Here is a 23,884-nt window from a genome sequence, read left to right on the forward strand (position 1 = left end):
GGCCTGCGGTTCGGATCATGCCTTATTTTTCTTCGCCGGCGGAGCCTCTTCCCTCGCATCCTCGCGATGCTCGCCGACGCCGAGATAGATCAGGATCGGCGCTGCGATGAAGATCGAGGTGTAGGTGCCGACCAGCACCACGCCGAACATCATGACGGCCGTGAAGCTGTGGATGGCGTGACCACCGAACAGCAGCAGCGCCAGCAGCGCCAGGGTCACGGTGAAGTGGGTGATGATCGAGCGTGACAGCGTCGAGTTGATGGACTCGTTGAGCAGCTGCGGCATCGGCATCTTCTTGTAGCGCCGCAGCATTTCACGGATGCGGTCATAGATGACGACGGTGTCGTTGAGCGAATAGCCCAAAATGGTCAGAAGCGCGGCGATGCTGGTCAGGTCGAAATCGACCTGGCTGATCGACATGAAGCCGATGGTCAGCACGATGTCGTGCACGTTGGCGATCATGGCGCCGAGCGCGAACTGCCATTCGAACCGGAACCAGAGATAGATCAGGATCGAGACGATCGCGAGCATCAGGCCAAGCATGCCGAAAGCCAGCAACTCGCCGGAGACGCGCGGGCCGACCACTTCGACGCGGCGATATTCGAAGGAATCGCCGAGCGCCGTGCGGACTTTTTGCACGGCTTCCTGCTGTGCGGCGTCGCCACCCGGCTGCTCCGCAACACGGATCAGGACGTCCGCGGGACCGCCGATTTGCTGGATCTGGACTTCGCCCAGGCGCAGGCCATCCAGTGTCGTGCGCATCGCCGCGATGTCGGCGGTGCCGGACTTGGCCCGCACCTCCAGCAGCGTGCCGCCGCGGAAGTCGATGCCGAAATTCAGGCCGTGGCTGAAGAACAGCGTGATGGCGACGATCGACAGCGCCGCCGAGATCGGGAAGCTGATGCGACGGAAGCGCGTGAAGTCGAAATGCGTATCATCAGGGACGATGCGCAGCGACGGCAGCAGGCCGAACACCGAGACGACGGTGAGGACAGCAATGAGGATGCCGAGCCCGATGAGAACAATGTGTGTCACGGTCAGGCTCCTAGATCGGCACGCTCTGCGGCCGCTTCCACCGCACCCACCCGGCCACGATCAGCCGGGTCAGCGTGAAGGCGGTGAACACCGTGGTGATGATGCCGATGCCGAGCGTCACTGCGAAGCCGCGCACCGGACCAGTACCGATATAGAACAGCACCGCAGCGGCAATGAAGGTGGTGATGTTGGAATCAAGGATGGTCGCGAGCGCCCGCTTGAAACCGGCGTCGATCGCCGAGATCGCATTGCGGCCGCCGCGCAGCTCCTCGCGAATGCGCTCGTAGATCAGCACGTTGCTATCGACCGCGATGCCGACGGTGAGCACGATGCCGGCGATGCCGGGCAGCGTCAGCGTGGCGTTCAGCAGCGACAACAGGCCGAAGATCATCGCGACGTTAATCGCCACCGCGATGTTGGCGAACACGCCGAACAGCCGGTAGGTCAGCAGCATGAACACGATGACCATGATCGAGCCGACATAGGCCGCAAGCTCGCCCCTCTCGATCGAATCCTGGCCGAGGCCCGGACCGACGGTGCGCTCTTCGACCACCGTGAGCGGCGCCGGCAGCGCGCCGGCGCGCAGCAGCACGGCCAGATCGTTGGCGGACTGGACGGTGAAATTGCCCGAGATCTGCCCCTGCCCGCCCGTGATCGGCTCGCGGATCACCGGTGCCGAGATCACCTCGTTGTCGAGCACGATCGCGAACGGCAGACCCACGTTCTCCTGCGTGGCCTGCGCGAATTTGCGGGCGCCGGTGGAGTTGAAGCGGAACGAGACGATCGGCTCGTTGGTGCGCTGGTCAAACCCGGTCTGCGCATCGGTGAGCTCGCCACCCGACACCAGCACCTGCTTCTTGACGACGTAGGGCACCTTCGGCGAGCTCTGGCTCATCAATAGCTCGGAGTCCGGCGGCAGTCCGCCCTTCTGCGCCTGGTCCGGTGGCACCGAAGTGTCGACCATGCGGAATTCCATCTTCGCGGTCTTGCCGAGCAGCTCCTTCAGATGCGTCGGATCCTGAAGGCCGGGGACCTGTACCAGGATGCGGTCAGTGCCCTGGCGCTGGATCACCGGCTCGACAGTGCCGAGCTCGTTGACGCGGCGCTCGACGATCTGGATCGACTGCTCGATGGTCTTGCGCATGCGCTCGACCATGGCGGGCTGCGACAGCGCCAGGCGGATCAATCCGCCGCCGGCATCGGAGACGTCGAGGTCGCGCTGGCTGCTCGACCCGAGCAGGCCGCCAATCGGCTGCGACAGATCACGCAGCTTGGTCAGCGCGGCCTGGAGATCGGTGTCCTTGACCCGGACCTCGACGGTGTCGCCGCGTGTCACGAGGCCGGTGTAGCCGATCTTGGCCTCGCGCAGCGAGCGGCGGACATCGTCGCGGACCTGGTCGAGCTTTTCCTTCTTGACGTAGTTGGCATCGACCTCGAGCAGCAGATAGGAACCGCCCTGAAGATCGAGGCCGAGCACGAGCCGGCGCTGTGCCCAGGCGGGCCAGGTCTTGACCTGCGCTTCGGGGAAGAAGTTCGGGACCGCGCAAAGGCACACGATCAGCGCCGTCAGGATAATCCCGAGCGCCCTCCACCGCGTGAAATACAACATCGACTGGACCTGTCAGATCAGGAGATTTGCAGGAAACTTATAAAGACTCGCGGACGCGCTCACTTCGCCGTGGCGTCGTCCTTGGCGCTTTCCTTCGCGCTGTCCTTGGCCGGCTCGCCCTTGGCGCGCACGCCGGAGATCATCGACCGCATCTGGCGCACGCGCACACCGTCGGAAATCTCGAACTCGATCTGGTCGTCATCGACCACTTTGGTCACCTTGCCGACCAGGCCACCCGAGGTCACGACGGTGTCGCCGCGGCGGATGTTCTTCACGAGCTCGGCGTGGTCCTTCACCTTCTTCTGCTGCGGACGCAAAATCAGGAAGTACATGATCACGAAGATCAGGGCGAACGGCAGCAGCGACATCAACATGCTGTTGGTGTCACCGGCGCCCGCAGCCTGGGCATACGCAGGAGTAATGAACATTCGGACGATCCTCGTGGAAACGGGGGAAGCCGGTCAGGCCCTTACGGCGACCGGTTCGGTCAAATTCGCGCGGACTATAGCGGCCATTGCCCCAATTGCAACGCTGCCAGACTGTCGATTTGGTCATCTTGCGGCCGGCCGTCAGGCCCGATAAGGCTGCATTCTCAGGAACTTCGGACATGCCCCAAAAACCAAGCAAAAGCCCGGCCGGCAAAGGCCCCCGTACCCCTGCCACGAAGCCCGCCGAGGTCGCGGCAAAACGCCCCAAGGCGGTCTCAAAGGCAGCCTCCAAGGCCACAACCAAGGCCACACCCAAGGTCGCCTCGGACCCTTCCCAGGAGCGCATCGTCCGCGCGCTCGAGACTATTGCGGCGCACCTTGCCGCCCAGGGCAAGCCGGCCGCCGAACGCGAGTCGTTCAAACAGGCGGACGCCTATGTCTGGCACCCCGACGGCCGCCTTGCTGCGGTGCCGCAGGTCAGCCGCGTCGAACTGTTCCTGCTCAAGGGCGTTGACCGGATGCGCGACATCCTGATGGAGAACACCGAGCGCTTCGCCAACGGCCTGCCCGCCAACAACGCCCTGCTCTGGGGCGCGCGCGGCATGGGCAAGTCGTCGCTGGTGAAGGCGGCGCATGCCAGCATCAATGCCGACCGCAAACCCGCCGACAAGCTCAAGCTGATCGAGATCCATCGCGAGGACATCGAGAGCCTGCCGGCGCTGATGGAGCAGCTGCGCGCCTCGTCCTTCCGCTTCATCGTGTTCTGCGACGACCTCTCCTTCGACGGCAATGATGCGTCCTACAAATCGCTCAAGGCTGTGCTCGAAGGCGGCATCGAGGGCCGGCCCGAGAATGTCATCCTCTACGCCACCTCCAACCGCCGCCATCTGCTCGCGCGCGAGATGATCGAGAACGAGCGCTCGACCGCGATCAATCCCGGCGAAGCGGTCGAGGAAAAAGTCTCGCTGTCGGATCGCTTCGGCCTCTGGCTCGGCTTTCACCGCTGCAGCCAGGACGAATATCTCGCCATGGTGGGCGGCTATTGCAGCCATTTCGGCATCAAGCTCGACGACGAGACGCTGGAGCGCGAGGCACTGGAATGGTCGACCACGCGCGGCTCGCGCTCGGGCCGCGTCGCCTGGCAGTTCGTGCAGGAGCTGGCGGGACGGCTCGGCGTGAAGCTGACGGCGAAGTAGCGAGAGCTGCAACTCAGCTCACAACCGTCATTGCCCGCGAAAGCGGGCAATCCAGTATTCCAGAGACGATTGTGGTCGATCGAGAGGCCGCGGCGTACTGGGCGCCCGGTCGAGCCGGGCGACGACACCGTGGTTGTGGAAGCTAAGTGGCTCTCACGCCCCGTTCAGGAATTGAAGCGGGTCAACCGGGCTCGATCCCTTGCGGATCTCGAAGTGGAGCTGCGGCGACGCCACCTCCCCGGATTGACCCGACTTGGCAATGACCTGACCGCGCTTGATAGGATCGCCGCGCTTCACCAACAGCTCACTCGCATGGGCATATGCGGTGACGTAGCCGTTGGAGTGCCGAACCAGGACCAGATTGCCGTAACCTTTCAATTCGTTGCCGGAATAGGCGACGACGCCGTCTTCAGCCGCCTTGACCGGCGTCCCCTCGGGCACCGCGACATTGATGCCGTCATTGGACTTGCCGTTGGTCTTGGCGCCGTAGCTCGTGATCACCTTGCCGCGCACCGGCCAGCGGAAGGTCGGCAGCGAACTGGTGGTCTCCGCTGCTTTCGCCGGCGTCTCGGTGGCCTTCTCTTCGATATTGGTGGTGGCCTGGGCCAGGCGCGCGCTCTGCGCCGGGGTAGCGATTGCAGCCATCTTGGTGGCGGGTGCCGGAGCGGCCGCGACCGGCTGCAGCGCCGCCGTCACGGGAGCCGCCGCGACCGGCGCCGGAGCAAGCGGCGCGGCGACCGCCGCGGTCCTGGCGCCAGGCACGGTCAGCTTGGTGCCGAGCTTGAGCTTGGCCGAAGGCGCGAGACCATTGGCGCGGGCGAGCTCCGCCGCGGAGATATGGTTCTTGCGCGCGATGCTGGCGAGCGTGTCGCCGTGATTGACGAAGTGGGAGCTGGACGGCGCGGCCACCGCGGCAACTGGCTTCGGCGCCATGACGGGAGCCGCAGCAACTGGAGCCATGACCGGTGCGGGAGCGGCGGCCGTTGCACCGGGATGCGGAATGATCAGCTGCTGGCCGGGCGAGAGCGCGCGCGGCCCCTTGTAACCGTTAGCGGCCATGATCGCCTGCGGCGTCACGTGATAGCGCTTCGCGAGCACGTCGAGCGTGTCGCTGGTGCCGACGATAATCTTGGTCCCGCCAGCCGGCTGGGTGGCCACGACCGAGCGCTGCGGCACGGTGCCGGTAGCTTCAAGCCGCGGCTGGGCCGGCGGCGTGTAGGAGCCGAGGCCGCGACCGCCTCCGGAGACGCCCCCACCCGCTGCAACCGGATAGGATTGCGGTGCGGTGACCGCCGGCGGCAAGGACTGGGACTGATAATAACCGGGCTGGGTCTGCGGCCGCGCATATTGCGGCAGCTCTCGCTGCGGCGGCGGGGCCTGCTGGACCGAACCGGTCGATTCAGAGAAGGGATTGGAGAAGTTCGACTGGGACAGCCGCGACTGCATGTCGGCACTGCACCCTGCGAAGCTGAAGGAAATCAGCGCCAGCACCGCGACCTGCGGTACGCGGCGCGAGTAAAGCAACTCGGCGACAACAGACATGGTTACTCACTCGTACGCAACAGAACTGGTCTTTTAAGTAAACACGCACCGAGTAAATAACGGCTTAACCCTCCCAATAAGATGTTGGATGTGCAGCCAATCCGGAGTTCTACAGCTCCCGCGCCACGCCGGGCAGCGCGGGCACGAAACGGACCTCGACGAGTTCCTTGCGGTCGATCCCGGCTTCGGTCCGGCTGAGACGGATCAGCGTCTGCACGCCCTGATGCGGGCCAACCGGCGCGATCAGGATGCCGCCGACCTCGAGCCGCTCGATCAAATTCTCCGGAATCTGCTCCACCGCGGCGGTGACGATGATGCGGTCGAACATGCCGATGTTCGGCGGCAGATTGAGGCCGTCGCCAAGCATCACCTCGACATTGTGATAGTCGAGCTTTTCGAGCCTGGCGCGTGCGGCATCAGCAAGCCTGCGGTAGCGCTCGACCGTCAGCACCTCGCGCGTCAGCCGCGACAGCACGGCGGCCTGATAGCCGGAGCCGGCGCCGATCTCGAGCACGCGGTGGCTCTTCTGGAGCTGAAGCTGCTCGGTCATGTAGGCGACGACGAAAGGCTGGCTGATGGTCTGTCCGCAGGCGATCGGCAGCGCGCTGTCACGATAGGCGCCGTCGCGATCACAGGCCTCGACGAACAGCTCGCGCGGCACCTCCTCCATGGCCCGCAGCACGGTCTGATCGCTGATGCCGCGACGCCTCAGCGTGAGCTGAAACATCATCTTTTCCGGCGGGTACTGATTGGAGGTCATCGCTGCTTATGTCGTCTCGTGGGGTCGCGGTCGATGGCTTTGCGCAGATGCCCAGAGCCAGAATCTTGTTCCTGCTTAGGAACCCATGATAACCTTCCAGCGCAGCATTTGACCACAAATCGGCTTGCAACAGAGGAGCCGTCACGGCCATTTTCAGGTGGCAGTTGGCCGAAACGCGCATTGCGTCGATTCGTGTTATCTGCGAACGTTTTCGGGAATGGGCAAGGACTCAACGACAATGACCGCGACGGGGCCTTCGGGCCGCTCTGTATTCCTCGTCGAAGACGAGGTGATGATCAGGATGATGGTCGCGGATATGCTCGAAGAGCTCGGTTACAAGGTCGCGGCCGAAGCGGGCGATATCACCGAGGCCCTGCGGCTCGCCCAGGCGATCGAGTTCGACATCGCCATCCTCGACGTCAACGTCAACGGCAAGGTCATCTCGCCGGTCGCCGATGTCATCAAAGCCAAGGGCTGCCCCTTCATCTTCGCGACCGGCTACGGCTCATCGGGCCTGCCCGAGCAATATCGGGACCGGCCGGCGCTGCAGAAGCCGTTTCAGCTCGACGCGCTCGGCAAGACCATCGAAGCCGCCCTTCGCGGCGGCTAGCTGCTACTTTAGCGTCGCGCTCAGCTCTTCGGAAAATGCTTCATTGGTGCGGTCGAGCCGCAGCGGCGTGACCGAGACGTAGCGCTCGCGCAGCGCCGCGAGGTCAGTGCCCTCTGCGGGAGTGTCCATCATCGCGGCACGTTCGAAACCGATCCAGAAATAGGGATTGTTGCGGCCATCCCTGCGCTCATCGATCCTGAGGAAGCCGAGATTACGCTTGCCCTGGCGCGTCACGCGAATGCCGAGCACGTCCTCCGGCGCGCAGGACGGGAAGTTGACGTTGATGACGGTATCCTTCGGGATGCCGGCCTTGATCACCTTGCGCAAGATGTCGGGCCCGAATTTGCGCGCGGTGTCCCACGGCGGCCGCTCGCGCGTCTCGACGCTGAATTCCTGCGACAGCGCGAATGACGGGATGCCCAGGATGGTGCCTTCGAGCGCGCCGGCGATAGTGCCGGAGTAGACAACGTCCTCGGCAACGTTGCGGCCCTTGTTGACGCCGGAGAGCACGACATCGGGGAGCTCTGCGCCGAGGATATGGCGCGCGCCCATGATGACGCAGTCGGTCGGCGTGCCGCGCACCGCAAAGTGCCGCGGTCCGACTTCGCGCAGGCGCAGCGGGTCGTTCAGCGACAGCGAATGCGATACGCCTGACTGGTCGAGCTCGGGCGCGACCACCCAGACGTCGTCGGACAGCGCGCGTGCGATCTCCTCCACGACCTTGAGGCCGGGAGCGTGGATGCCGTCGTCATTGGTGCAGAGAATGCGCATGCCGGTTGTCGATTCCTGGAGTGAGGTCAGGCCGTCTTATCCGGCTGGGACCGATCAGGCAAACCGGCATCAGAGCAGACCTCACCCGTAATCCCTGTTCATTGCCGCAGCGCAGCAATTGATCCCACTCGCTTTAGCGGCGGACGCGCCATTGCGGCAGGAAGCGCGCGAGCTTGCCCTCCGCGCGCAACTGCATCGCGGGCACGACTGGGCTGACGACCGCTGTCTCAATCACACCGAGCGCCTTCAGCTGCGCAACGAACGGGGCCGACACGGGTGTCTCTGGAAAGCGCTCGCGCGCGACCGTCACCGCTTTGTCAAAATCCTCGATATTGACACCCGGCTTGTCTCGCCGGCTTTGCACATGGGTGTCGTCCCAGAGCCGCGCGATGTCGATGTCCAGCACGCCACGCAAGCGCTGATCGACGGCCTGGATGCCGGCACCGGTCACCGCCCATTGTCGGCCGACCCAGAAGATGTCGCGGTGCAAGGCCATAAACGGTCGGTTCGCGTTGACGGTGGACGGCAGGATAACCGGCCGCCCGATCTTCGCAACCAAACGTTTCTGCGTTTTTGGGAAGCAACGCGCCTTACTCGCGCGCGACCACTTTCAGCCCACCCAAATAGGGCTGGAGCACGTTCGGAACGGCAATCGAGCCGTCCTCCTGCTGATAGGTCTCCATCACCGCGATCAGCGCGCGGCCGACTGCGGTACCGGAGCCGTTCAGCGTGTGCACGAAGCGCGGCTTGCCGTCGGGCCCGCGCGAGCGCGCATCCATGCGCCGCGCCTGGAAGTCGCCGCAGACCGAGCAGCTCGAGATCTCGCGGAACATGCCGCCGTCGCCCTGCCCGGGCATCCACACTTCGATGTCATAGGTTTTCTGCGACGAAAAACCCATATCCCCTGCACAGAGCGTCATGACGCGATAATGCAGGTCGAGCTTCTGCAGCACCTGCTCGGCGCAGGACAGCATCCGCTCCAGCTCGTCCTTGCTCACTTCCGGCGTCGTGATCGAGACCAGCTCGACCTTGGTGAACTGGTGCTGGCGGATCATGCCGCGGGTGTCGCGCCCCGCAGCACCTGCCTCGGCGCGGAAGCACGGCGTCAGCGCGGTCAGCCGCATCGGCAGCTGCTTCTCGTCGAGAATGGACTCGCGCACGAGGTTGGTGAGCGAGACTTCCGCCGTCGGGATCAAGCCGAGGCGCTCGGTCTTCAGCCGCTCATGATCGGGCGCAGTGAGCAGCTCACCCTTGATGGCCCAGAACTGGTCGTCCTCGAATTTCGGCAACTGGCCGGTGCCGAACATCACCTCGTTGCGCACCAAGAGGGGCGGGTTGATCTCGGTGTAGCCGTGCTCATTCGTATGCAGGTCGAGCATGAACTGGCCGATCGCCCGCTCAAGGCGCGCAAGCCCCTTCTTCAGGACAACGAAGCGCGCGCCGGAGAGTTTTGCCGCCGCCTCGAAATCCATGTAGCCGAGCGCGGTGCCGAGATCGTCGTGCAGCTTCGGCGCAAAACCGTAGTTGCGCCTGGCACCGAACACGTGGTGCTGGACGTTGCCGTGCTCATCGACGCCATCGGGCACTTCGTCGAACGGAATGTTCGGGATCGCGGACAGCTCCTTGGTCAGCTCTTCGTCGGCCGCTTTCGCGGCGGCCTCGAGCTCCGGCATCGTGGTCTTGAGCTCGGCGACCTCGGCCATCAGCTTGGCCGCGCGCGCCTCGTCCTTGGCTTTCTTGGCGTCGCCAATTTCCTTGGACGCAGCATTACGCCGCGCCTGTGCCTGCTCCGAGGCCAGGATCGACGCCCGCCGCCTCTCGTCGATCGCGAGCAGCGACGCCGACAACGGCTTCAGTCCCCGCCGGGCGAGACCGGCGTCGAAGGCTTGCGGATTGTCGCGGATCGATTTGATGTCGTGCATGGCTATGGTCCTGGGAAGCGCGCAAACGGTAAACGTTGTATGTCAACGGTTCACATTGGTGCGTCTCCTAGCATGGCTGTCATCGTCCGCGAAAGCGGGCGATCCAGTATTCCAGAGACGACGGTGATTCCTCGATATGCCGCGGCGTACTGGATTCCCCGCTTTCGCGGGGAATGACGCCGGTGGATTTGGCCGCCCTACTCTGCCGGATTGGCCGGCGTCGACACGTCGGTGCCGGTGTTCGCCTGCGAGGCTGCCGCCTTCTTCTCCACCATCGAGACGGCGATGATCGAGCCCTCGTAGAGCGCCAGCAAGGGAATCGCGAGCGAGCACTGACTGAGCACGTCAGGTGGCGTCAGCACGGCTGCGATGATGAAGGCGACCACGATGAAGTAACGCCGTTTCTCGCGCAGCATCTTCGAAGTGACGATGCCGATCCGCCCGAGCAGTGTCAGGATCACCGGAAGCTGGAAGGCGATGCCGAAGGCGAAGATCAACGACATCATCAGCGACAAATATTCGCCGACCTTGGGCAGGAGCTGAATCTGCGCCGTCTCGTCACTGCCGGCCTGCTGCATGCCGAGCGAGAAGCGCACCAGCATCGGCAGCACGACGAAATAGACCAGCGCCGCGCCGAGCACGAAGAAGAACGGGGTTGCGACCAGATATGGCAGGAAGGCCTGCTTCTCGTGCTTATAGAGGCCGGGCGCGACGAACTTGTAGATCTGCGTCGCGACGATCGGGAACGAGATGAATCCAGCACCGAACAGCGCGAGCTTGAGCTGGGTGATGAAATATTCCAGCAGCGCCGTGTAGATGAATTTCGAATTGTCGGCGCCAGCGACCCACACGAACGGCCAGACCAGCACGTTGTAGATCTGCTTGGCGAAGAAGAAGCAGAAGATGAAGGCCACTCCGAATCCGAGCAGCGCCTTGATCAGCCGCGACCGCAGCTCGATCAAATGGTCCATCAGCGGGGCTTTGCTGGCCTCGATATCGGCGTCGCTCATGACGCTTTGGCGTCCTTGATCGCTTCGGGCGCGGTGTCTTGAGTAATGGCGTCCTGGGTAACGGCGTCCTGCGTGACCTGCGCCTGCTCGACCTCGCGGGTGATGGCGAGCGGCTCGTTCACGGCGGAATGTGCTTCCGCCTCCGCGAAGGTTTCAGGCGTCGGGGCCTCCGGTGTCGTCGGAGTCGCTGGCGGTTCAACAGCAGTCGTCGCGGGCGTCTCAGCCGGCTTATCGAGCGCATCGACGCGAAGCGCGCCGCTGACGTCCTTCTGCAGCGAGGTCATCAGACCGCCGCCGGTGAAGCCGGAGGCGGCTTCCTTGACCTCGTCAAAGCTCTTCTTGAGGTCGGCCATTTCGGCCTCGCGCATGGCTTCCTGGAACTGGCCCTGGAATTCGGCGGCCATCTTGCGGGCCTTGCCCATCCATTGGCCGACCATGCGCAGCACGCCCGGCAGCTCTTTCGGGCCAATGGCGACCAGGGCCACGACCCCGATCAGAACCAGTTCACTCCACCCGATGTCGAACATGACGTCTTCCGTTCACGCGAAGCCACGACCGGCCCGATCCCTCACGCGCAGGATCGGGGCCGTTTCCCGCGTCTCGCGTGCTCCTGGCTCAGACGGCCTTGCTGCCGACGTCGGACCGTGCCGCAGTCGGCGCGGCATTGTGCTCGATGGATTTCGAGGGCTCCTGCTTCTCGGCGGGCTTGTCGTCGTCCTGCATGCCCTTCTTGAAGGCCTTGATGCCCTGCGCCACGTCGCCCATCAGATCCGAAATCTTGCCGCGGCCGAACAGCAGCAGGACCACTGCGATCACCAAGATCCAGTGCCAAATGCTAAGTGAACCCATCCTGCAACCCTCCAAACGCGCATGGCCGGGACCCCGGCCGATCTTGACCGGAACGTAGGCTTCGCAGGCCTCAAAAACAAGGACCATGGCAGCGCCAATTCGCTGTTGGCACTACGCAATCTTGCTAGTGTTAACTCGTCGCAGGAGGCCCGCCAAAGGGCCGAAGGATCACTCCTCGCTTCCGCCCTCGCCGCCCTCATTGCCGCCTTCCGGCGGTGTTTCGGGCTCGACCGCCGGCGCCAGCGCCAGATCGAGGTCCTCACCGGGTTCCAAGGGATCCTCGTCCTCGCGGAGCTGCGGGTCATCCGACGGCGTCGGTACACTGAATCCGGTCGGCAGCCGCGAATCCAGCAGGCCCGTGCCCTTCAGCTCCTCCAGCCCCGGCAGATCGCCGAGCTGTTCCAGGGTGAACTGCGACAGGAAATCCTCGGTGGTTCCAAAGGTCAGCGGACGGCCGGGCGTCTTGCGACGGCCGCGCGGCTTGATCCAGCCGGTCTCCAGCAGCACGTCGAGCGTGCCCTTCGAGGTGACCACGCCGCGGATCTCCTCGATCTCGGCCCGCGTCACCGGCTGGTGATAGGCGATGATCGCCAGCACTTCGATGGCCGCACGCGACAGGCGGCGGGTCTCGGTGCTCTCGCGCGTCATCAGCCAGGCAAGATCGCCGGCAGTGCGGAAGGTCCATTTGTTGGCCACCCGCACGAGGTTCACGCCGCGCAAGGCGTAGTCGGCCTGAAGCTGCTCGAGCGCAGCCTTGACGTCGACCCTCTCGGGCATGCGCTTGGCCAGCGTCGCCGTATCCAGCGGTTCATTCGAAGCAAACAGCAGCGCTTCCAGCAGCCGCAATTCTTCGGGACGTGCCTGGGACTCGTTCTCCATCGGCTCGGCCTCTTCTACCCGCACTTCAGCCAGGCTTGCCATGGCAGCTTCTCCTTCTTGCACTTAACCGACCGGCGCGTCGGGCGCAGGAGCTGCGTCCACGACCGGTTTCGGGCGCCCCTTCCGGAAATAGATGGGCGCAAACGCCTCTTTCTGGTTCAGCTCGAGCTGACCTTCACGCACGAGCTCGAGCGCGGCGGCGAAGCTGGAGGCGAACACCGTCGCGCGCTGTGTCGGATCGGCGACGTGACGGACCAGGAAATCATCGAGAACACCCCAATCGTCCTGTTCGCTGATACTGCCGACGAGCCGCTCCAGCGTGGCGCGCGCCTCGGCGAGCGACCACACGGTGCGCTTGGCCAGATGCACGCTCGCCAGCACGCGCGACTGGCGCTGTGAGGCATAGGCCGTGAGCAGGTCGTACAGCGTCGCCGTGTATTTCGGATGCCGGATCTCGGCGATCTGCTCGGGCTCGCCGCGCGGGAAGATGTCCCGCTGTAGCTGCGGCCTGTTCATCAGCCGGTTGGCGGCTTCGCGAATGGCTTCCAGGCGGCGCAGACGGTTGGCGAGCGCAGTTGCCATTTCCTCGGCGCTGGGCCCCTCCGCGCTCGGCGGCTCCGGCAGCAGCAGGCGCGACTTCAGGAAGGCCAGCCACGCCGCCATCACGAGATAGTCGGCGGCAAGCTCGAGCCGGATCTTTCGCGCAGCTTCGATGAAGTGAAGGTACTGGTCGGCCAGCGCCAGGATCGAGATCTTGGCGAGATCGACCTTCTGCTGCCGCGCCAGCGCGAGCAGGAGATCGAGCGGGCCTTCATAGCCCTCGACGTCGACCACCAACGCCGGCTCGCCCTCGGCCAGCTCTGCGGGCCGCCCGGTTTCAAACGATAGGATTTCTGCGGTCATGCGGATGCCGTGGTTACGGTCAATGCGTCCAGTTCCGCATTGTCATTGCTGTGAAGCGTCGCGTCGCAGCCGGCCGCGAACATGGCGCAAATTCGCTCGGTGACGCCTCCCGCCAGCGCATTTCTCGTCGACGTGTCATCACTCATTAACAAACCCTGGAACTCGACTCGCGCAGCGAATCACCTGAGCGATCATTGTTGCAGAAGTCGTCACTAGATGGGCGGGGTCGGCAGCGCCATCCACGGGAATGCTGAGATCAGCAAGATAGGCGGCAGTCAGGCACGGTAGAGCCAATTCCCTAGCCGGAACTGTGGCTTGGGTCGAACTCTCGAGGCTATGACTGAGGCGAATGACGCCGCATAGGCGTCCGGCACGGACAAATGCCCGCTCAGCGGCGGTCAGTTCCGTTCCGGATACGCCGGTATTGAAGGCCCGCGTGCTCATAGGGCCGATTAACCTTGCCCCGGGAGGGGGTCAAGGAAACGGCCGCTAATTCCTCTGGACGAAGCAGGACGGCAGGCCAGCCGACTTCAGATTGTTGCAGGCCTGCACCGCCTCGTCGGCCGAGCCATACGGTCCGGCGAAGGCGCGGTAGACGATACCTTTGCCCTTATCGGTCAGATCGACGCGCTTGATAACTGGCGAGCGGCCGCCGAGCACGCTGCCATATTTGCTCTGCAGCACCCGGTAGGACGCGGCGGCGCTATCCTCGCTCTGCTGCGAGGAGACCTGCACGACGTAACCGCCGCCACTGGGCGCAGGTGCAATTTGGGTCGGATTGGTCGCGGCCATACGCTGCGGCGGTTCGGCCGGCGCGGCCTGCGGCGCCAGCGAGAGCGGCTGGTTGGCACTGGCATTGGCCGAGGTCGGCGGCGTGCGCGGCGCGGCCGGTGCGGCGACCGGCTTCGGCGGCGCGGCCGGCTTGGCCGCTGACTGTGCGGCGGCCTGTGGCACGGCGCTGTCGGTCTGGTCGCCCTTGACAGCCACGGTCTTGATCGAGCGTGGCGCGCTGTTCGGCATCGTCCCGTTGCTCGGGGTCGGACCGGCATTCGACGGCGGAATGGCGGACGGCGACACGCTCGCAACCGGCGGCGGGTTCGCATTCTGGTTCAGCGGCGGAAACACCACGCGCGGACCAGCCGCCTTGGCGTTGACGTCGACGGGCGCTTCCTCGCGCGGCACGATCTTCTCGCTGCCGTCGCCGCTCACCATGCGGTCGGGCACCTTGGCCGACGAATCCGAGGGCGCCGGCACGATCTTGGTCGGCGTGTTGTCGGCCTTGATGATCGGCGGCTCGCCACTGCGGGGCGATCCGATATAGGTCTTGTAGGCAAAGGCAGCGCCAGTTCCGACCACGGCCAGCGCGAGGATCGCAGCAACGGTCATCATGCCGCCGCGCGACTTCCTGGGCTCGTCGAGTTCGGCCTCGGGATAGTCGCTCTGGAACGCGTAAGGGTCGTCCGGATAGGCCGGCTCACGCTGAAAATCTTGCTCGCCCGACTCGAGCCGCCCGTAGAGTGCATCATCGTAGCGCGCCGGATCGGGCTGCTCGTACGGCGCCTCGTAGGCTTGGTCCAGGGCCTGCTCCTGATGGTAGGCCTGATGCTGGTAAGCCTGATCCTGATGGGCGCGGTCCTGATAGGCCTGCGGCTGATGAAACTCAGGCTCCGGCGCAGCCGGCTGGGCCGAATAGCGGTGCAACGGATGAACGGGATTCACGGCGACGGGGTAGTCAGGCTCGGGCGCCGGCTGCGGTTGCACGTTGGCGCGCCGCATCCATGAGGGCGGACCCGGCTGCGGCGCAGCGGACTGCTCGGCGTAGTCCTGCTGATAGTCGTCCTGCGAATAATCGTCGTCCTGATAGGTTTGCGCAGGCGCTGGCGCTGCTGCCGGCCGCGCGCCCGGGCGGCCCTGCGCTGCGAACGGATCGGTCTGTCCGATCAGACGGGCGAGCTCGGCCAAAGGATCGTTTTCCGCCTTCCCATGCTGGTCAGCGCCGCGACCATAGTCGTCGGAAGGAAGAGGTCTGTCGTAATTTCGATCGGCCATCGTGATGATGCGTCCCTTCGGGAAAGCCGCGCGCCCCTCGACCAAGGCACGGCTTTCGACCCACAAGGCTTTCAACCAAATCTAAGCGATCCGGCTTCTGCCGGTTACCCCAAATTTCCCTTAAGTAGTTCGCCCCAAACTACCGCATCTCGTCCGGAGCATGGACGCCGAGGATGGCGAGGCCCGATGCCAGGACGGAGACGACGCCCTGGACCATGGCCAGCCGCGCCTTCGTTAGATCTGCATCATTATTGATAATGAAGCGTAAATAGGGCAAATCGCGCCCCTTTGTCCAAAGTGCGTGAAATTCGCTCGCTAAGTCATAGAGATAAAAGGCAATACGGTGCGGCTCGTGCGCTGCTGCGGCAGCTTCCAGCGTGCGCGGATAAATTGCGAGGCGCTTGAGAAGATCGAGTTCCACCGGGTCGGACAGCCGTTCCACGGCCGACTCACTGAGCCAGGCGATCCGCTTGCCCGAATCCTCCGGCAGTTCCGGGAACACTTCGGTCCGCGCGTTGCGGAAAATCGAATGGCCGCGGGCGTGGCCGTATTGAACGTAAAACACCGGGTTGTCGCGCGATTGCTCCATGACCTTGGCGAGGTCGAAGTCGAGCACCGCGTCGTTCTTGCGGTAAAGCATCATGAAGCGGACGGCGTCCTGGCCGACTTCATCCACCACCTCACGCAAGGTGACGAAGTCCCCGCTCCGCTTGGACATTTTCACCGGCTCGCCGTTGCGTAGCAACTTCACAAGCTGGACGATCTTGACGTCGAGCGCCCCCTTGCCGGAGGTGGTCGCCTTAACTGCCGCCTGCATGCGCTTGATGTAGCCGCCGTGATCGGCGCCCCAGACGTCGATCATCTCCGCAAAGCCACGGTCGAACTTGTTCTTGTGGTAGGCGATGTCGGAGGCGAAGTAGGTGTAGGAATTATCCGACTTGATCAGCGGTCGATCGACATCGTCGCCGTAGGCGGTCGCCTTGAACAGCAGCTGCTCGCGGTCTTCCCAGTCCTCGACCGGCGCGCCCTTCGGCGGCGGCAGGCGACCTTCATAGATGTCGCCCTTGGCCTTCAGGAAATCGATGGTCTCGGCAACCTTGTTGTTGCTGGTCTCGATCAGCGAGCGCTCCGAGAAGAACACGTCGTGACGGATGTTGAGGGCGGCAAGATCGTCCTTGATCTCGTCCATCATCATCGCGATCGCCTTGGCCCGCACCGTCGGCAGCCATTGCGCCTCGCTCATGGCGAGCAGCTTGTCGCCATGCTCCTTCGCGAGCGCTGCACCCACCGGCTTCAGGTAGTCGCCGGGATAGAGGCCTTCAGGGATCGCACCGATGTCCTCGCCGAGCGCCTCGCGGTACCGCAGGAAGGCTGAACGCGCGAGCACGTCGACCTGCGCGCCGGCGTCGTTGATGTAATATTCGCGGGTGACGTCGTGGCCGCCGAACTGAAGCAGGCTCGCCAGCGCGTCGCCGAAGACTGCGCCACGGCAATGGCCGACATGCATCGGTCCGGTCGGATTGGCCGAGACGAATTCGACGTTGACCTTGGAGCCGCCGCGGACGCGGCCGTAATCGGCGCCCTCGCGCAGCACCGTCCGCAGCGCCTCCGCCCAGGCGGCGGGCTCGAGCGTCAGGTTGATGAAGCCGGGACCGGCAACGTCGACCTTGGCGATCAGCGCGTCGGCGCGGAGCCGCTCGGCGATCTGCTCGGCGAGGTCGCGGGGCTTTGCCTTTGCCTCTTTCGCAAGCACCATGGCGGCGTTAGTCGCCATGTCGCCATGGGAGGCGTCACGCGGCGGTTCGACCACCACGCGCGAGAAATCGATACCCTCGGGCCAGTTGGCTTCCGCCGCGAGCGCGCGGCAGGCGGCGTGCACGCGTGCGAGCACGTCGGCGAACAAATGCGATGCTGAGGATGTGTCGGGCATGGCCGCCGCCTAACGCAAATCCGGGGTCGAGTCAAAGAGCCGCTGATGCTCGGTCAGGGCGAAACGGTCGGTCATTCCGGCAATGAAATTGCCGATCCGGCGCGCCCGGTCGCCCTCGTCGTCCGCCTCCGCCCCGACCAGCCATTCCGGCGGCAGGTCGGCCGGCGACGTCAGGTACTTTGCGAACAAATCGAACAGGATCTGTTCCGCCTCCGCCATCACCCGCATCACCCGCTTGTGGCGGTACATGTGCCCATAGAGAAATTGCTTGATGGCGGCCTCTTCCTCGGCAACCCCGGCGGGGAACGCGATCAGCGCCCGGCTCTGCTGGCGCACGTCCTGGGCCGATTGCGGCCTGACAGCAGCAATGTTCTTCTGGGCTTCCGCGAACACCGCTCCGATCAGATGCGAGATCAGCTCGCGCACCAGCTCAGCCCCGCGCCTGACGTCTTCGAGATCGGGATAATGCGCCGAGGTCTCGGCGATGATCTCTGCGGTGAGCGGCATGACCTTGAGATCGTCGAGGTGGAACAGGCCGGCGCGCAGGCCGTCGTCGATGTCGTGGGCGTCGTAGGCGATGTCATCGGCGATCGCAGCAACCTGGGCCTCCAGCGAGGCGAAGCTCCACAATTCGAGGTCGTAGGTCTTGATATAGTCGGCGATGCCGACGGGGACGCCATGCTCGCGATAGCGCCCGACCGGCGCGCCGCTGCGATCGGTCAGCGGACCGTTGTGCTTGACGATGCCCTCGAGCGACTCCCAGGTCAGGTTCAGCCCGTCGAACTCGGGATAGCGGTGCTCCAGCGAGCCGACGACGCGGAGCGCCTGGGCATTGTGGTCGAAGCCGCCAAAATCCTTCAGACAGGCATCCAGCGCCCGCTCGCCGGCATGGCCGAATGGCGGATGACCGAGATCATGGGCGAGCGCCAGGGTTTCCGTGAGATCTTCGTCGAGCCCAAGCTGGCGCGCCAGCGCGCGGGCAATCTGCGCCACCTCCAACGAGTGGGTCAGCCGGGTGCGGTAGTGGTCACCCTCATGGAACACGAATACCTGGGTCTTGTACTTCAGGCGGCGAAACGCGGTCGAATGGATCACCCGGTCGCAATCCCGCCGGAACGGGCTCCGGGTCCGGCTCGGCGGCTCTGCGACCAGCCGGCCGCGGCTGCGATCGGGGTCGCAGGCATAGGGCGCGCGGGGGGCTGCCATTCCGACGGACACGACGAATTTAGTCCCTATCCATTTGATTCTGCGTATCCTTGCACTTAACTATGCCGGACGTGGGATACCAAATGAGTTGGCCAAGTGAATCTGCCAAGTGAATTTGGTATGACCGCGGACCAATCGGAGACGAGCAATGACGACTGCTGTGACCATCAGTGACCGCGCCGCGCGCCGGATTGGGGAGATCCTCAAGGGCGAAGGCACAGGCGCGATGCTGCGCATCTCGGTCGAGGGCGGCGGCTGCTCCGGCTTCCAGTACAAGTTCGACATCGACCGCGACCGCACCGATGACGATCTCGTCATCGAGCAGGAGAATGCGGTGGTACTGGTCGATTCCGCTTCCCAACCGTTTCTGGCGGGGTCGCAGGTGGACTTTGTCGACGATTTGATCGGCGCCTCGTTCCGCGTCAACAATCCAAACGCGACGGCGTCCTGCGGCTGCGGGACCAGCTTCTCGATCTAGCCCAACTCAGAATCTGAAAAACAACCCCATGCACAGTAGCCGATGGCGCGCTTCGGCTTTTTCGAAAACCCATTTGACGCGTCGGGCAAAACAGGGATAATATATGATCATCGCGAGGTCCCCCAAGGACGGGGAGCTCGGCCAGACTCGCGCGCCGCGTCCGACACAACCTGAAGCCCGAAGGAGCACCTGCCGCACCCCTAATCCCTTCGAGAAAATTCGAATCTCGTCAGCGGCGCCATTTCGGTACACGCTATTCCCACCAAAATCAGCCGACTCTGCGATCAACCTAGTTCAGTTGTCGAGTTGAGTGCACTATCACCGAAATGTCCGGGGCTCTCGATCGCGGCGCTGGCTACTCGGCGGGCTGCAGCGTCTGGCCGCGACGCATGATGCGCTCGTGCATCTGCCGGATCATGCGGCTGGCGGTGGTCTCGAACAGGCAGGGAATGACAGCGTGCACCAGCGCCGCCAATGCAGCGCCGAACAGGCGCGCCGCGAAGCCGAGCGCGAACAGGAAATGCTCGCCATAGGATTCATCGACGCTGTGCGGATGGGACAGAAACAGCCGGTGCAGGGTGGATTGCATGCGGGGCTCCAGGGGGCGCGGTTCGCTTGCAATCCCTAGCGGAGTCGGGCCAAGAAGATGTCCCAAATATCACACGATATGTCCTAGATCGGTTGAATTTGGACGATGATTTAGTGCATTATTGGGATAATGGATGAAACGGATTGCAAACTCCTCAACCTGATACAGCATGACGCTGCCCTGTCGCTGGACGAGCTTAGCGAACGGGCGGGACTTTCCCGCAATGCCTGCTGGCGCCGCATCAAGCGGCTGGAAGATGAAGGCATTATCAAGAGCCGCGTGACACTGCTCGATGCAAGCCGCATCAACGTCGGCCTGACCGCGTTCATCGCGCTGCGCACGACCGAGCACAGCGCAAGCTGGCTCGAGCAGTTTTCGAACGCTGTGCGCGACATTCCCGAGATCATCGGCGTCTACCGGATGACCGGCGATGTAGATTATCTGCTGCAGGCCGTCATCCCGGATGTTGCCGCCTATGACAGGCTGTACCAGCGCCTGATCGGGAGGATCACTCTCGCGGACGTGTCGTCGTCATTCGTCATGCAAGAGATCAAGTCAACGACGGTGCTGCCGCTCGACTATGCGCCGGAGCGGGTGAAGCCGTAACATCCGGCGGGGCCACGGTGCCTCCTCTAGATTGTCGCTCCCGCGCTATAAGAGGCATCTGGGATAAGGGCCAGATGGCGGTCCGTTGGCTGCTGCCCTTTCATTCATTCCAGAAAGTTCGGATCTCGCGAGGACGCGCCAGACATGGTCCCGCACGCGAGCAGCAGAAGCTGCAGGCCATCGCTGCCGGTCCGGACACCGCCCGCCGTGGTCCAGAAGGGCACCAAATTCACGATAATGTAGTAATATTGGACGAATGCGATCGGACCGACATAATCGTGCCCGGGGTCCGGCACGACTACCGAACGGATCGCGCTCACGAGGACGATCAGCACGACATTCCCCAGCACTCCGCCGAGGAGAAAGAGCAGCCTCGAAAGCCTGTTGACGATGGGTTGCGGATAGCACTGCACGAAGCCCGCACAAGGCACCGCACGCAGCTCAAATCGGGTTTCGCCTATTCGGCCGCGCCATAGCACTGGGCCGATGCCGATCGACACCAGTTGGACTGGAGCTGACAGCAGCACAGCGCACAGCATATGTCCAAATTCGTGGCACGCGATACCGGCCGCCAGCCCGACGGCCGATGTAGCGAGGACGGCGGGAATCCTGTAGTCGCGAGTCAACACCCATACGCAGATCAGAACGGTTGCAAGACAAAGTAAAGCGACAAGCACGACCCATCGGGCCAGACTGTCCGTCGGCTCATGCACTGCGGCCGTCCTTGCTTCCCGCATCGAACGTGTTCTCCTCACCATCAAAGCTGCCCAGATGACACGGTCGGCGCGAATCGATCGGGTCAGCATCTCGGTGACTGGTGTCTACTCAGTCGCTTTGTTTCAGAAAGCATTGTCCTAGCGCCTTGGACGTTCTGAGTGCCCAATGGGTTCAACATTGGCCGCGCTGGGGACTTGCTAGGAAACCGGACCCCCTCCTGAAATCGAAGGCAGCGTCCGTGGCGCAAAGCGCCGGCAATTGCGGTTTTGCCGATTGCAGCGCACCGCTGGCTCCAGCATCATGGCGGCAGGGCGAAGCAATAGTGCCCATCTTCATCGGCTATGGCGCCAATAGCGGTAGTAAAATTATCCAATGCGCATGATCGATCGCCTGTTCTGTTGCCTCGTTCTATTCCTTGCAATCGCAGCCCTCCCCGTGCTTCCCGCGCACGCTGCCGAAACCTGCCCGTTCATCAGCGCCGACGAGCTCGCCGGTGCTATGCCGGCGCTCAAATGGTCACTGATTTCAAATCAGGACGGCCGCGGCTGCATCTACCAGGGCGGGCGCGGCGACACGATGATGTTGACCGTGTTCCGCAATCCCGACAAGGACCGCGCCAAGGAATTGTACGCGACCTTCGTCAAGACGCTTGGCGAGCGCATGCCGCTTAACGCAGTTGCGGGGATCGGCGACGAAGGCCAGCGCGGGACGACCGCCGCCGACGTGCAGCGTCAGGAGGCGTCGGTCGTCGCCTTGTCCGGCGACTACATTCTGCAGATCGGCGTCTATCCGATCGGCCGGCGCGCCGACGACGCACTGCTCGGACCGCTCACCCAAGTCGCGCGCGTTGCCATCGCCAATGTGAGCAAGAGCAGCGAGCGGTTCGGCAATTGCGAGTGGCTCACTGCCGCCGATGCCGACGGTTTTCTCGACAAGAGCACACTGACGGTCCAGCGGACCGGCGCCGGCAGCTGCATGATGTTCGATCGCGAGGCCAACACCATGACAGTCGCGGTGATCGCGACCTCGCGCGACACGGTCATCAGCATGATGAAACGCCCGGGCGTATGCAAGCACGTGGCGATCCCCGAGCTCGGCAGTGAAGCGTTCGGCGAGCACTCCTGCACCAAGGGCAACGGCAACGCCGTCACCATCTATGTCTGGAAGAACGGCAGGCAGGCTTCGATCCTGTTCGCACCGGTCAAGCCGCATCCAGAGTCCGGCTCGGTCGAGCGCCTGAAGGCGGTCGCCGCGCGAGTCTATGGAAAACTGTGACGGCGCGTTACATCGCTGGCCATAGCTAAGGCGGATAGGATTGCTAGGCTGTGTACCCATAAACTCGGGGCGGGAGGGGACCAAGGCCGCGTCCGCTCTACTCCCACACCGATCAAGTTCGTGCGGCCGCGCATGTCGTCACAACGGGCCAGAATTGTCATTGTTGCCATAAATCAAGATTTCGCATCTTAAGGATTGAGTGGACTGTGGTTCAATCCCCCGCAAGCTTCTGTCCAACCGCATAGACCCTGCAATCGCCGCCGCGCGTATTGATCTTGCATTTCATCAAAGCAGGCTCGCGCGCCTCGACGCCTAAGCGGCCAAATCCAGTACCGCAGCCGCCGCGGGTGCTCACAGCAAAGGCCTTGGCATCATCGGGATTGGAGAGGTAGTCCGCGAACGCCTTCTGACAAGGGGCGATAGCCCCCGGCGGGATTGGCAGCTCAGCGAAGAACGGCGCCTCTATGACGGTCTTGGTCGGAAGACTTAGCTTCTCGAGGAAGGGTTCAACGAACGGAAACCAAGTATCTGCCGGCGCGAGCGCGACGGTATCGTGACCGTTCGATCCGAATGGAGGCAGCACGTGCAACTGCGCAGGCGCACCGCCAGCGCTGTAAGCAGCGAACATGCGCCGTGCCAAGTCAGGACCGTAGGATTGATCGTTCTCAGCATAGAGCCAAAGCACCGGGACACGGGCCGCGCGCCCCAATGCGGCTACTGTATCGACCAAATTATCAGGCGAGCAAGGTTGGCCAGGTGCTGAGAAACTGTGCCAACCGCCATCAAAGTTCACGGTGCCAACTACCCCCGGCGTGTTCTGTGCGGCGACTGCCATCACCGAGAGCCCTCCAACAGAATGACCGAGCAAGACAACGTGCTCGGCGTCGACCCAGGGCTCATTACGCAGTGAAGCGACCGCGGCAATGATATCCTCGCCGGAAACGCGCACAGCGGGAAGATAGTCGCAGGCCTGCCGCAAATACTCGGAGAACCCGCCCCCGGATCGACCATAGCCACGACGCATGATCGAGACCACTGCATATCCTCGCTGGGCAAAGGCGACGGCCATCTTGCTGTAGCCGACCGGAGAGCGGTTGAGGATTTCACTGAAGAATTCATCGCCAAAGATGCCCGGCTGGCCGTGAGTGATCACGACGAGAGGAAATTTGCCGGGGCGATCAGGACGTATTACGAAACTTTCCAGCGACAATTTGTTGCCAGATATCACGACAGGCAACATCATATGCGCGCTCATTAACTGCCCGTCGCCCGCGCGGGCAGAGGCAGTGAACAAGATTAGAAGCAGGGCAATAAGGCGCATGGCGGTGCAAGCTAACACTGCGCATCCAAATTGTCAGCATCCGGCCGGGCGGTGCGAAATTCGTATTCGTGCACCGGGGTTAGCTCGACCGCAGCGGGTCATTTCGGCTTCAGCGGGGGGTGTCGGCACGTCAATGTCTGCTTTGCGGAGCAGGTACGGCCCAGCGATATGGTGGCGAATGCCGATCTCGCCGTCCTAG

25 protein-coding genes are annotated in these 23,884 nt (G+C 63.6%); 5 read left to right on the plus strand and 20 right to left on the minus strand.

Annotated features, from left to right (window positions below; all coding sequences use genetic code 11):
* Positions 1-15: 15 nt before the first annotated feature.
* Genes secF through yajC form a run of 3 tightly spaced genes read right to left on the minus strand, consistent with a single transcriptional unit; the run spans position 16 to position 3,072 of the window.
* Complete coding sequence (gene secF / locus YUA_RS0105220; protein WP_027529721.1) at positions 16-1,035, minus strand: protein translocase subunit SecF; 1,020 nt, start codon at positions 1,033-1,035, stop codon at positions 16-18.
* Positions 1,036-1,045: 10 nt separating this feature from the next.
* Positions 1,046-2,644 carry a protein translocase subunit SecD gene (secD, locus tag YUA_RS0105225; protein WP_027529722.1) on the minus strand — a complete coding sequence of 533 codons (1,599 nt, stop codon included), beginning with the start codon at positions 2,642-2,644 and terminating at the stop codon, positions 1,046-1,048.
* 59 nt (positions 2,645-2,703) lie between these two features.
* Positions 2,704-3,072: a preprotein translocase subunit YajC gene (gene yajC / locus YUA_RS0105230; RefSeq protein ID WP_027529723.1), complete on the minus strand. Its 369-nt coding sequence runs from the start codon at positions 3,070-3,072 to the stop codon at positions 2,704-2,706.
* A 179-nt stretch (positions 3,073-3,251) separates the two neighbouring features.
* Between yajC and YUA_RS0105235 the strand changes: the two genes are divergently transcribed.
* Positions 3,252-4,268 carry an ATP-binding protein gene (locus tag YUA_RS0105235; protein WP_027529724.1) on the plus strand — a complete coding sequence of 339 codons (1,017 nt, stop codon included), beginning with the start codon at positions 3,252-3,254 and terminating at the stop codon, positions 4,266-4,268.
* 153 nt (positions 4,269-4,421) lie between these two features.
* Here YUA_RS0105235 and YUA_RS0105240 read toward each other — a convergent pair whose 3' ends face one another.
* The gene (locus YUA_RS0105240) at positions 4,422-5,810 is read right to left on the minus strand and encodes a LysM peptidoglycan-binding domain-containing M23 family metallopeptidase (protein ID WP_027529725.1); all 1,389 of its coding nucleotides are present in this window, start codon (positions 5,808-5,810) and stop codon (positions 4,422-4,424) included.
* A 109-nt stretch (positions 5,811-5,919) separates the two neighbouring features.
* Positions 5,920-6,570 (minus strand): protein-L-isoaspartate(D-aspartate) O-methyltransferase, encoded by a 651-nt coding sequence (locus tag YUA_RS0105245; protein ID WP_027529726.1) that lies wholly within the window; start codon positions 6,568-6,570, stop codon positions 5,920-5,922.
* Positions 6,571-6,808: 238 nt separating this feature from the next.
* On the opposite strand from YUA_RS0105245, the gene YUA_RS0105250 reads away from it, so the two are divergent.
* The gene (locus YUA_RS0105250) at positions 6,809-7,180 is read left to right on the plus strand and encodes a response regulator (protein WP_027529727.1); all 372 of its coding nucleotides are present in this window, start codon (positions 6,809-6,811) and stop codon (positions 7,178-7,180) included.
* Between the two features lie 3 nt (positions 7,181-7,183).
* Here YUA_RS0105250 and surE read toward each other — a convergent pair whose 3' ends face one another.
* The 12 genes from surE to YUA_RS0105310 form a co-directional block, all read right to left on the minus strand.
* Entirely contained in the window at positions 7,184-7,951 is a 768-nt protein-coding gene (surE, locus tag YUA_RS0105255; RefSeq protein WP_027529728.1) for a 5'/3'-nucleotidase SurE, read from the minus strand.
* A gap of 133 nt (positions 7,952-8,084) precedes the next feature.
* Positions 8,085-8,447 (minus strand): hypothetical protein, encoded by a 363-nt coding sequence (locus YUA_RS0105260; protein WP_027529729.1) that lies wholly within the window; start codon positions 8,445-8,447, stop codon positions 8,085-8,087.
* 94 nt (positions 8,448-8,541) lie between these two features.
* Positions 8,542-9,873: a serine--tRNA ligase gene (gene serS, locus YUA_RS0105265; protein WP_027529730.1), complete on the minus strand. Its 1,332-nt coding sequence runs from the start codon at positions 9,871-9,873 to the stop codon at positions 8,542-8,544.
* Positions 9,874-10,070: 197 nt separating this feature from the next.
* A complete protein-coding gene (gene tatC / locus YUA_RS0105270; RefSeq protein WP_027529731.1) occupies positions 10,071-10,883 on the minus strand; it encodes a twin-arginine translocase subunit TatC in 813 nt (270 codons plus the stop codon).
* Positions 10,880-11,410 carry a Sec-independent protein translocase protein TatB gene (gene tatB, locus YUA_RS0105275; protein WP_027529732.1) on the minus strand — a complete coding sequence of 177 codons (531 nt, stop codon included), beginning with the start codon at positions 11,408-11,410 and terminating at the stop codon, positions 10,880-10,882. Before tatB ends, tatC begins: the two co-directional genes overlap by 4 nt.
* 88 nt (positions 11,411-11,498) lie before the next feature.
* A complete protein-coding gene (locus tag YUA_RS0105280; protein ID WP_027529733.1) occupies positions 11,499-11,732 on the minus strand; it encodes a twin-arginine translocase TatA/TatE family subunit in 234 nt (77 codons plus the stop codon).
* A gap of 168 nt (positions 11,733-11,900) precedes the next feature.
* Complete coding sequence (gene scpB, locus YUA_RS0105285) at positions 11,901-12,653, minus strand: SMC-Scp complex subunit ScpB (RefSeq protein WP_027529734.1); 753 nt, start codon at positions 12,651-12,653, stop codon at positions 11,901-11,903.
* A 21-nt stretch (positions 12,654-12,674) separates the two neighbouring features.
* Positions 12,675-13,514, minus strand: coding sequence for a ScpA family protein (locus tag YUA_RS0105290; protein WP_027529735.1), 840 nt, complete (start codon positions 13,512-13,514; stop codon positions 12,675-12,677).
* Complete coding sequence (locus YUA_RS52510; RefSeq protein ID WP_156947061.1) at positions 13,511-13,660, minus strand: hypothetical protein; 150 nt, start codon at positions 13,658-13,660, stop codon at positions 13,511-13,513. Before YUA_RS52510 ends, YUA_RS0105290 begins: the two co-directional genes overlap by 4 nt.
* A gap of 343 nt (positions 13,661-14,003) precedes the next feature.
* The gene (locus YUA_RS0105300; RefSeq protein ID WP_027529736.1) at positions 14,004-15,563 is read right to left on the minus strand and encodes an SPOR domain-containing protein; all 1,560 of its coding nucleotides are present in this window, start codon (positions 15,561-15,563) and stop codon (positions 14,004-14,006) included.
* Between the two features lie 139 nt (positions 15,564-15,702).
* A complete protein-coding gene (gene argS / locus YUA_RS0105305) occupies positions 15,703-17,493 on the minus strand; it encodes an arginine--tRNA ligase (RefSeq protein ID WP_027529737.1) in 1,791 nt (596 codons plus the stop codon).
* 9 nt (positions 17,494-17,502) lie between these two features.
* Positions 17,503-18,711, minus strand: coding sequence for a deoxyguanosinetriphosphate triphosphohydrolase (locus tag YUA_RS0105310; RefSeq protein ID WP_027529738.1), 1,209 nt, complete (start codon positions 18,709-18,711; stop codon positions 17,503-17,505).
* Between the two features lie 136 nt (positions 18,712-18,847).
* Here YUA_RS0105310 and erpA point away from each other — a divergent pair, with 136 nt between their 5' ends.
* Positions 18,848-19,177, plus strand: coding sequence for an iron-sulfur cluster insertion protein ErpA (erpA, locus tag YUA_RS0105315; RefSeq protein WP_027529739.1), 330 nt, complete (start codon positions 18,848-18,850; stop codon positions 19,175-19,177).
* A gap of 355 nt (positions 19,178-19,532) precedes the next feature.
* On the opposite strand, the gene YUA_RS0105320 is transcribed toward erpA, so the two are convergent.
* Positions 19,533-19,766 (minus strand): DUF6356 family protein, encoded by a 234-nt coding sequence (locus tag YUA_RS0105320; RefSeq protein WP_027529740.1) that lies wholly within the window; start codon positions 19,764-19,766, stop codon positions 19,533-19,535.
* A gap of 129 nt (positions 19,767-19,895) precedes the next feature.
* Between YUA_RS0105320 and YUA_RS0105325 the strand changes: the two genes are divergently transcribed.
* Entirely contained in the window at positions 19,896-20,372 is a 477-nt protein-coding gene (locus YUA_RS0105325) for an Lrp/AsnC family transcriptional regulator (protein ID WP_027529741.1), read from the plus strand.
* A 104-nt stretch (positions 20,373-20,476) separates the two neighbouring features.
* Here the strand turns inward: YUA_RS0105325 and YUA_RS47855 are convergent, their stop codons facing one another.
* Entirely contained in the window at positions 20,477-21,109 is a 633-nt protein-coding gene (locus tag YUA_RS47855) for a site-2 protease family protein (protein ID WP_198029375.1), read from the minus strand.
* Positions 21,110-21,461: 352 nt separating this feature from the next.
* Here YUA_RS47855 and YUA_RS0105335 point away from each other — a divergent pair, with 352 nt between their 5' ends.
* Positions 21,462-22,364 carry a hypothetical protein gene (locus tag YUA_RS0105335; protein WP_027529743.1) on the plus strand — a complete coding sequence of 301 codons (903 nt, stop codon included), beginning with the start codon at positions 21,462-21,464 and terminating at the stop codon, positions 22,362-22,364.
* 211 nt (positions 22,365-22,575) lie between these two features.
* Here the strand turns inward: YUA_RS0105335 and YUA_RS0105340 are convergent, their stop codons facing one another.
* On the minus strand, positions 22,576-23,607 hold the full coding sequence (locus YUA_RS0105340) for a dienelactone hydrolase family protein (RefSeq protein ID WP_245285109.1): 1,032 nt from the start codon (positions 23,605-23,607) through the stop codon (positions 22,576-22,578).
* Positions 23,608-23,884: the final 277 nt, after the last annotated feature.

It is taken from the genome of Bradyrhizobium sp. WSM3983, assembly GCF_000473045.1.
Lineage (GTDB): Bacteria > Pseudomonadota > Alphaproteobacteria > Rhizobiales > Xanthobacteraceae > Bradyrhizobium.

What these genes read in the sequence shown, in the direction of transcription:
- secD (WP_027529722.1), bottom strand. Translation starts at nt 2,644, where the DNA reads ATGTTGTATTTCACGCGGTGGAGGGCGCTCGGGATTATCCTGACGGCG.
- YUA_RS0105325 (WP_027529741.1), top strand. Translation starts at nt 19,896, where the DNA reads ATGGATGAAACGGATTGCAAACTCCTCAACCTGATACAGCATGACGCT.
- scpB (WP_027529734.1), bottom strand. Translation starts at nt 12,653, where the DNA reads ATGGCAAGCCTGGCTGAAGTGCGGGTAGAAGAGGCCGAGCCGATGGAG.
- yajC (WP_027529723.1), bottom strand. Translation starts at nt 3,072, where the DNA reads ATGTTCATTACTCCTGCGTATGCCCAGGCTGCGGGCGCCGGTGACACC.
- YUA_RS0105320 (WP_027529740.1), bottom strand. Translation starts at nt 19,766, where the DNA reads ATGCAATCCACCCTGCACCGGCTGTTTCTGTCCCATCCGCACAGCGTC.
- YUA_RS0105335 (WP_027529743.1), top strand. Translation starts at nt 21,462, where the DNA reads ATGCGCATGATCGATCGCCTGTTCTGTTGCCTCGTTCTATTCCTTGCA.
- YUA_RS0105260 (WP_027529729.1), bottom strand. Translation starts at nt 8,447, where the DNA reads ATGGCCTTGCACCGCGACATCTTCTGGGTCGGCCGACAATGGGCGGTG.
- YUA_RS0105340 (WP_245285109.1), bottom strand. Translation starts at nt 23,607, where the DNA reads ATGATGTTGCCTGTCGTGATATCTGGCAACAAATTGTCGCTGGAAAGT.
- YUA_RS0105300 (WP_027529736.1), bottom strand. Translation starts at nt 15,563, where the DNA reads ATGGCCGATCGAAATTACGACAGACCTCTTCCTTCCGACGACTATGGT.
- YUA_RS0105235 (WP_027529724.1), top strand. Translation starts at nt 3,252, where the DNA reads ATGCCCCAAAAACCAAGCAAAAGCCCGGCCGGCAAAGGCCCCCGTACC.
- tatC (WP_027529731.1), bottom strand. Translation starts at nt 10,883, where the DNA reads ATGAGCGACGCCGATATCGAGGCCAGCAAAGCCCCGCTGATGGACCAT.
- serS (WP_027529730.1), bottom strand. Translation starts at nt 9,873, where the DNA reads ATGCACGACATCAAATCGATCCGCGACAATCCGCAAGCCTTCGACGCC.
- surE (WP_027529728.1), bottom strand. Translation starts at nt 7,951, where the DNA reads ATGCGCATTCTCTGCACCAATGACGACGGCATCCACGCTCCCGGCCTC.
- YUA_RS0105240 (WP_027529725.1), bottom strand. Translation starts at nt 5,810, where the DNA reads ATGTCTGTTGTCGCCGAGTTGCTTTACTCGCGCCGCGTACCGCAGGTC.
- erpA (WP_027529739.1), top strand. Translation starts at nt 18,848, where the DNA reads ATGACGACTGCTGTGACCATCAGTGACCGCGCCGCGCGCCGGATTGGG.
- YUA_RS47855 (WP_198029375.1), bottom strand. Translation starts at nt 21,109, where the DNA reads ATGCGGGAAGCAAGGACGGCCGCAGTGCATGAGCCGACGGACAGTCTG.
- YUA_RS0105280 (WP_027529733.1), bottom strand. Translation starts at nt 11,732, where the DNA reads ATGGGTTCACTTAGCATTTGGCACTGGATCTTGGTGATCGCAGTGGTC.
- argS (WP_027529737.1), bottom strand. Translation starts at nt 17,493, where the DNA reads ATGCCCGACACATCCTCAGCATCGCATTTGTTCGCCGACGTGCTCGCA.
- YUA_RS0105290 (WP_027529735.1), bottom strand. Translation starts at nt 13,514, where the DNA reads ATGACCGCAGAAATCCTATCGTTTGAAACCGGGCGGCCCGCAGAGCTG.
- tatB (WP_027529732.1), bottom strand. Translation starts at nt 11,410, where the DNA reads ATGTTCGACATCGGGTGGAGTGAACTGGTTCTGATCGGGGTCGTGGCC.
- YUA_RS52510 (WP_156947061.1), bottom strand. Translation starts at nt 13,660, where the DNA reads ATGAGTGATGACACGTCGACGAGAAATGCGCTGGCGGGAGGCGTCACC.
- YUA_RS0105250 (WP_027529727.1), top strand. Translation starts at nt 6,809, where the DNA reads ATGACCGCGACGGGGCCTTCGGGCCGCTCTGTATTCCTCGTCGAAGAC.
- YUA_RS0105245 (WP_027529726.1), bottom strand. Translation starts at nt 6,570, where the DNA reads ATGACCTCCAATCAGTACCCGCCGGAAAAGATGATGTTTCAGCTCACG.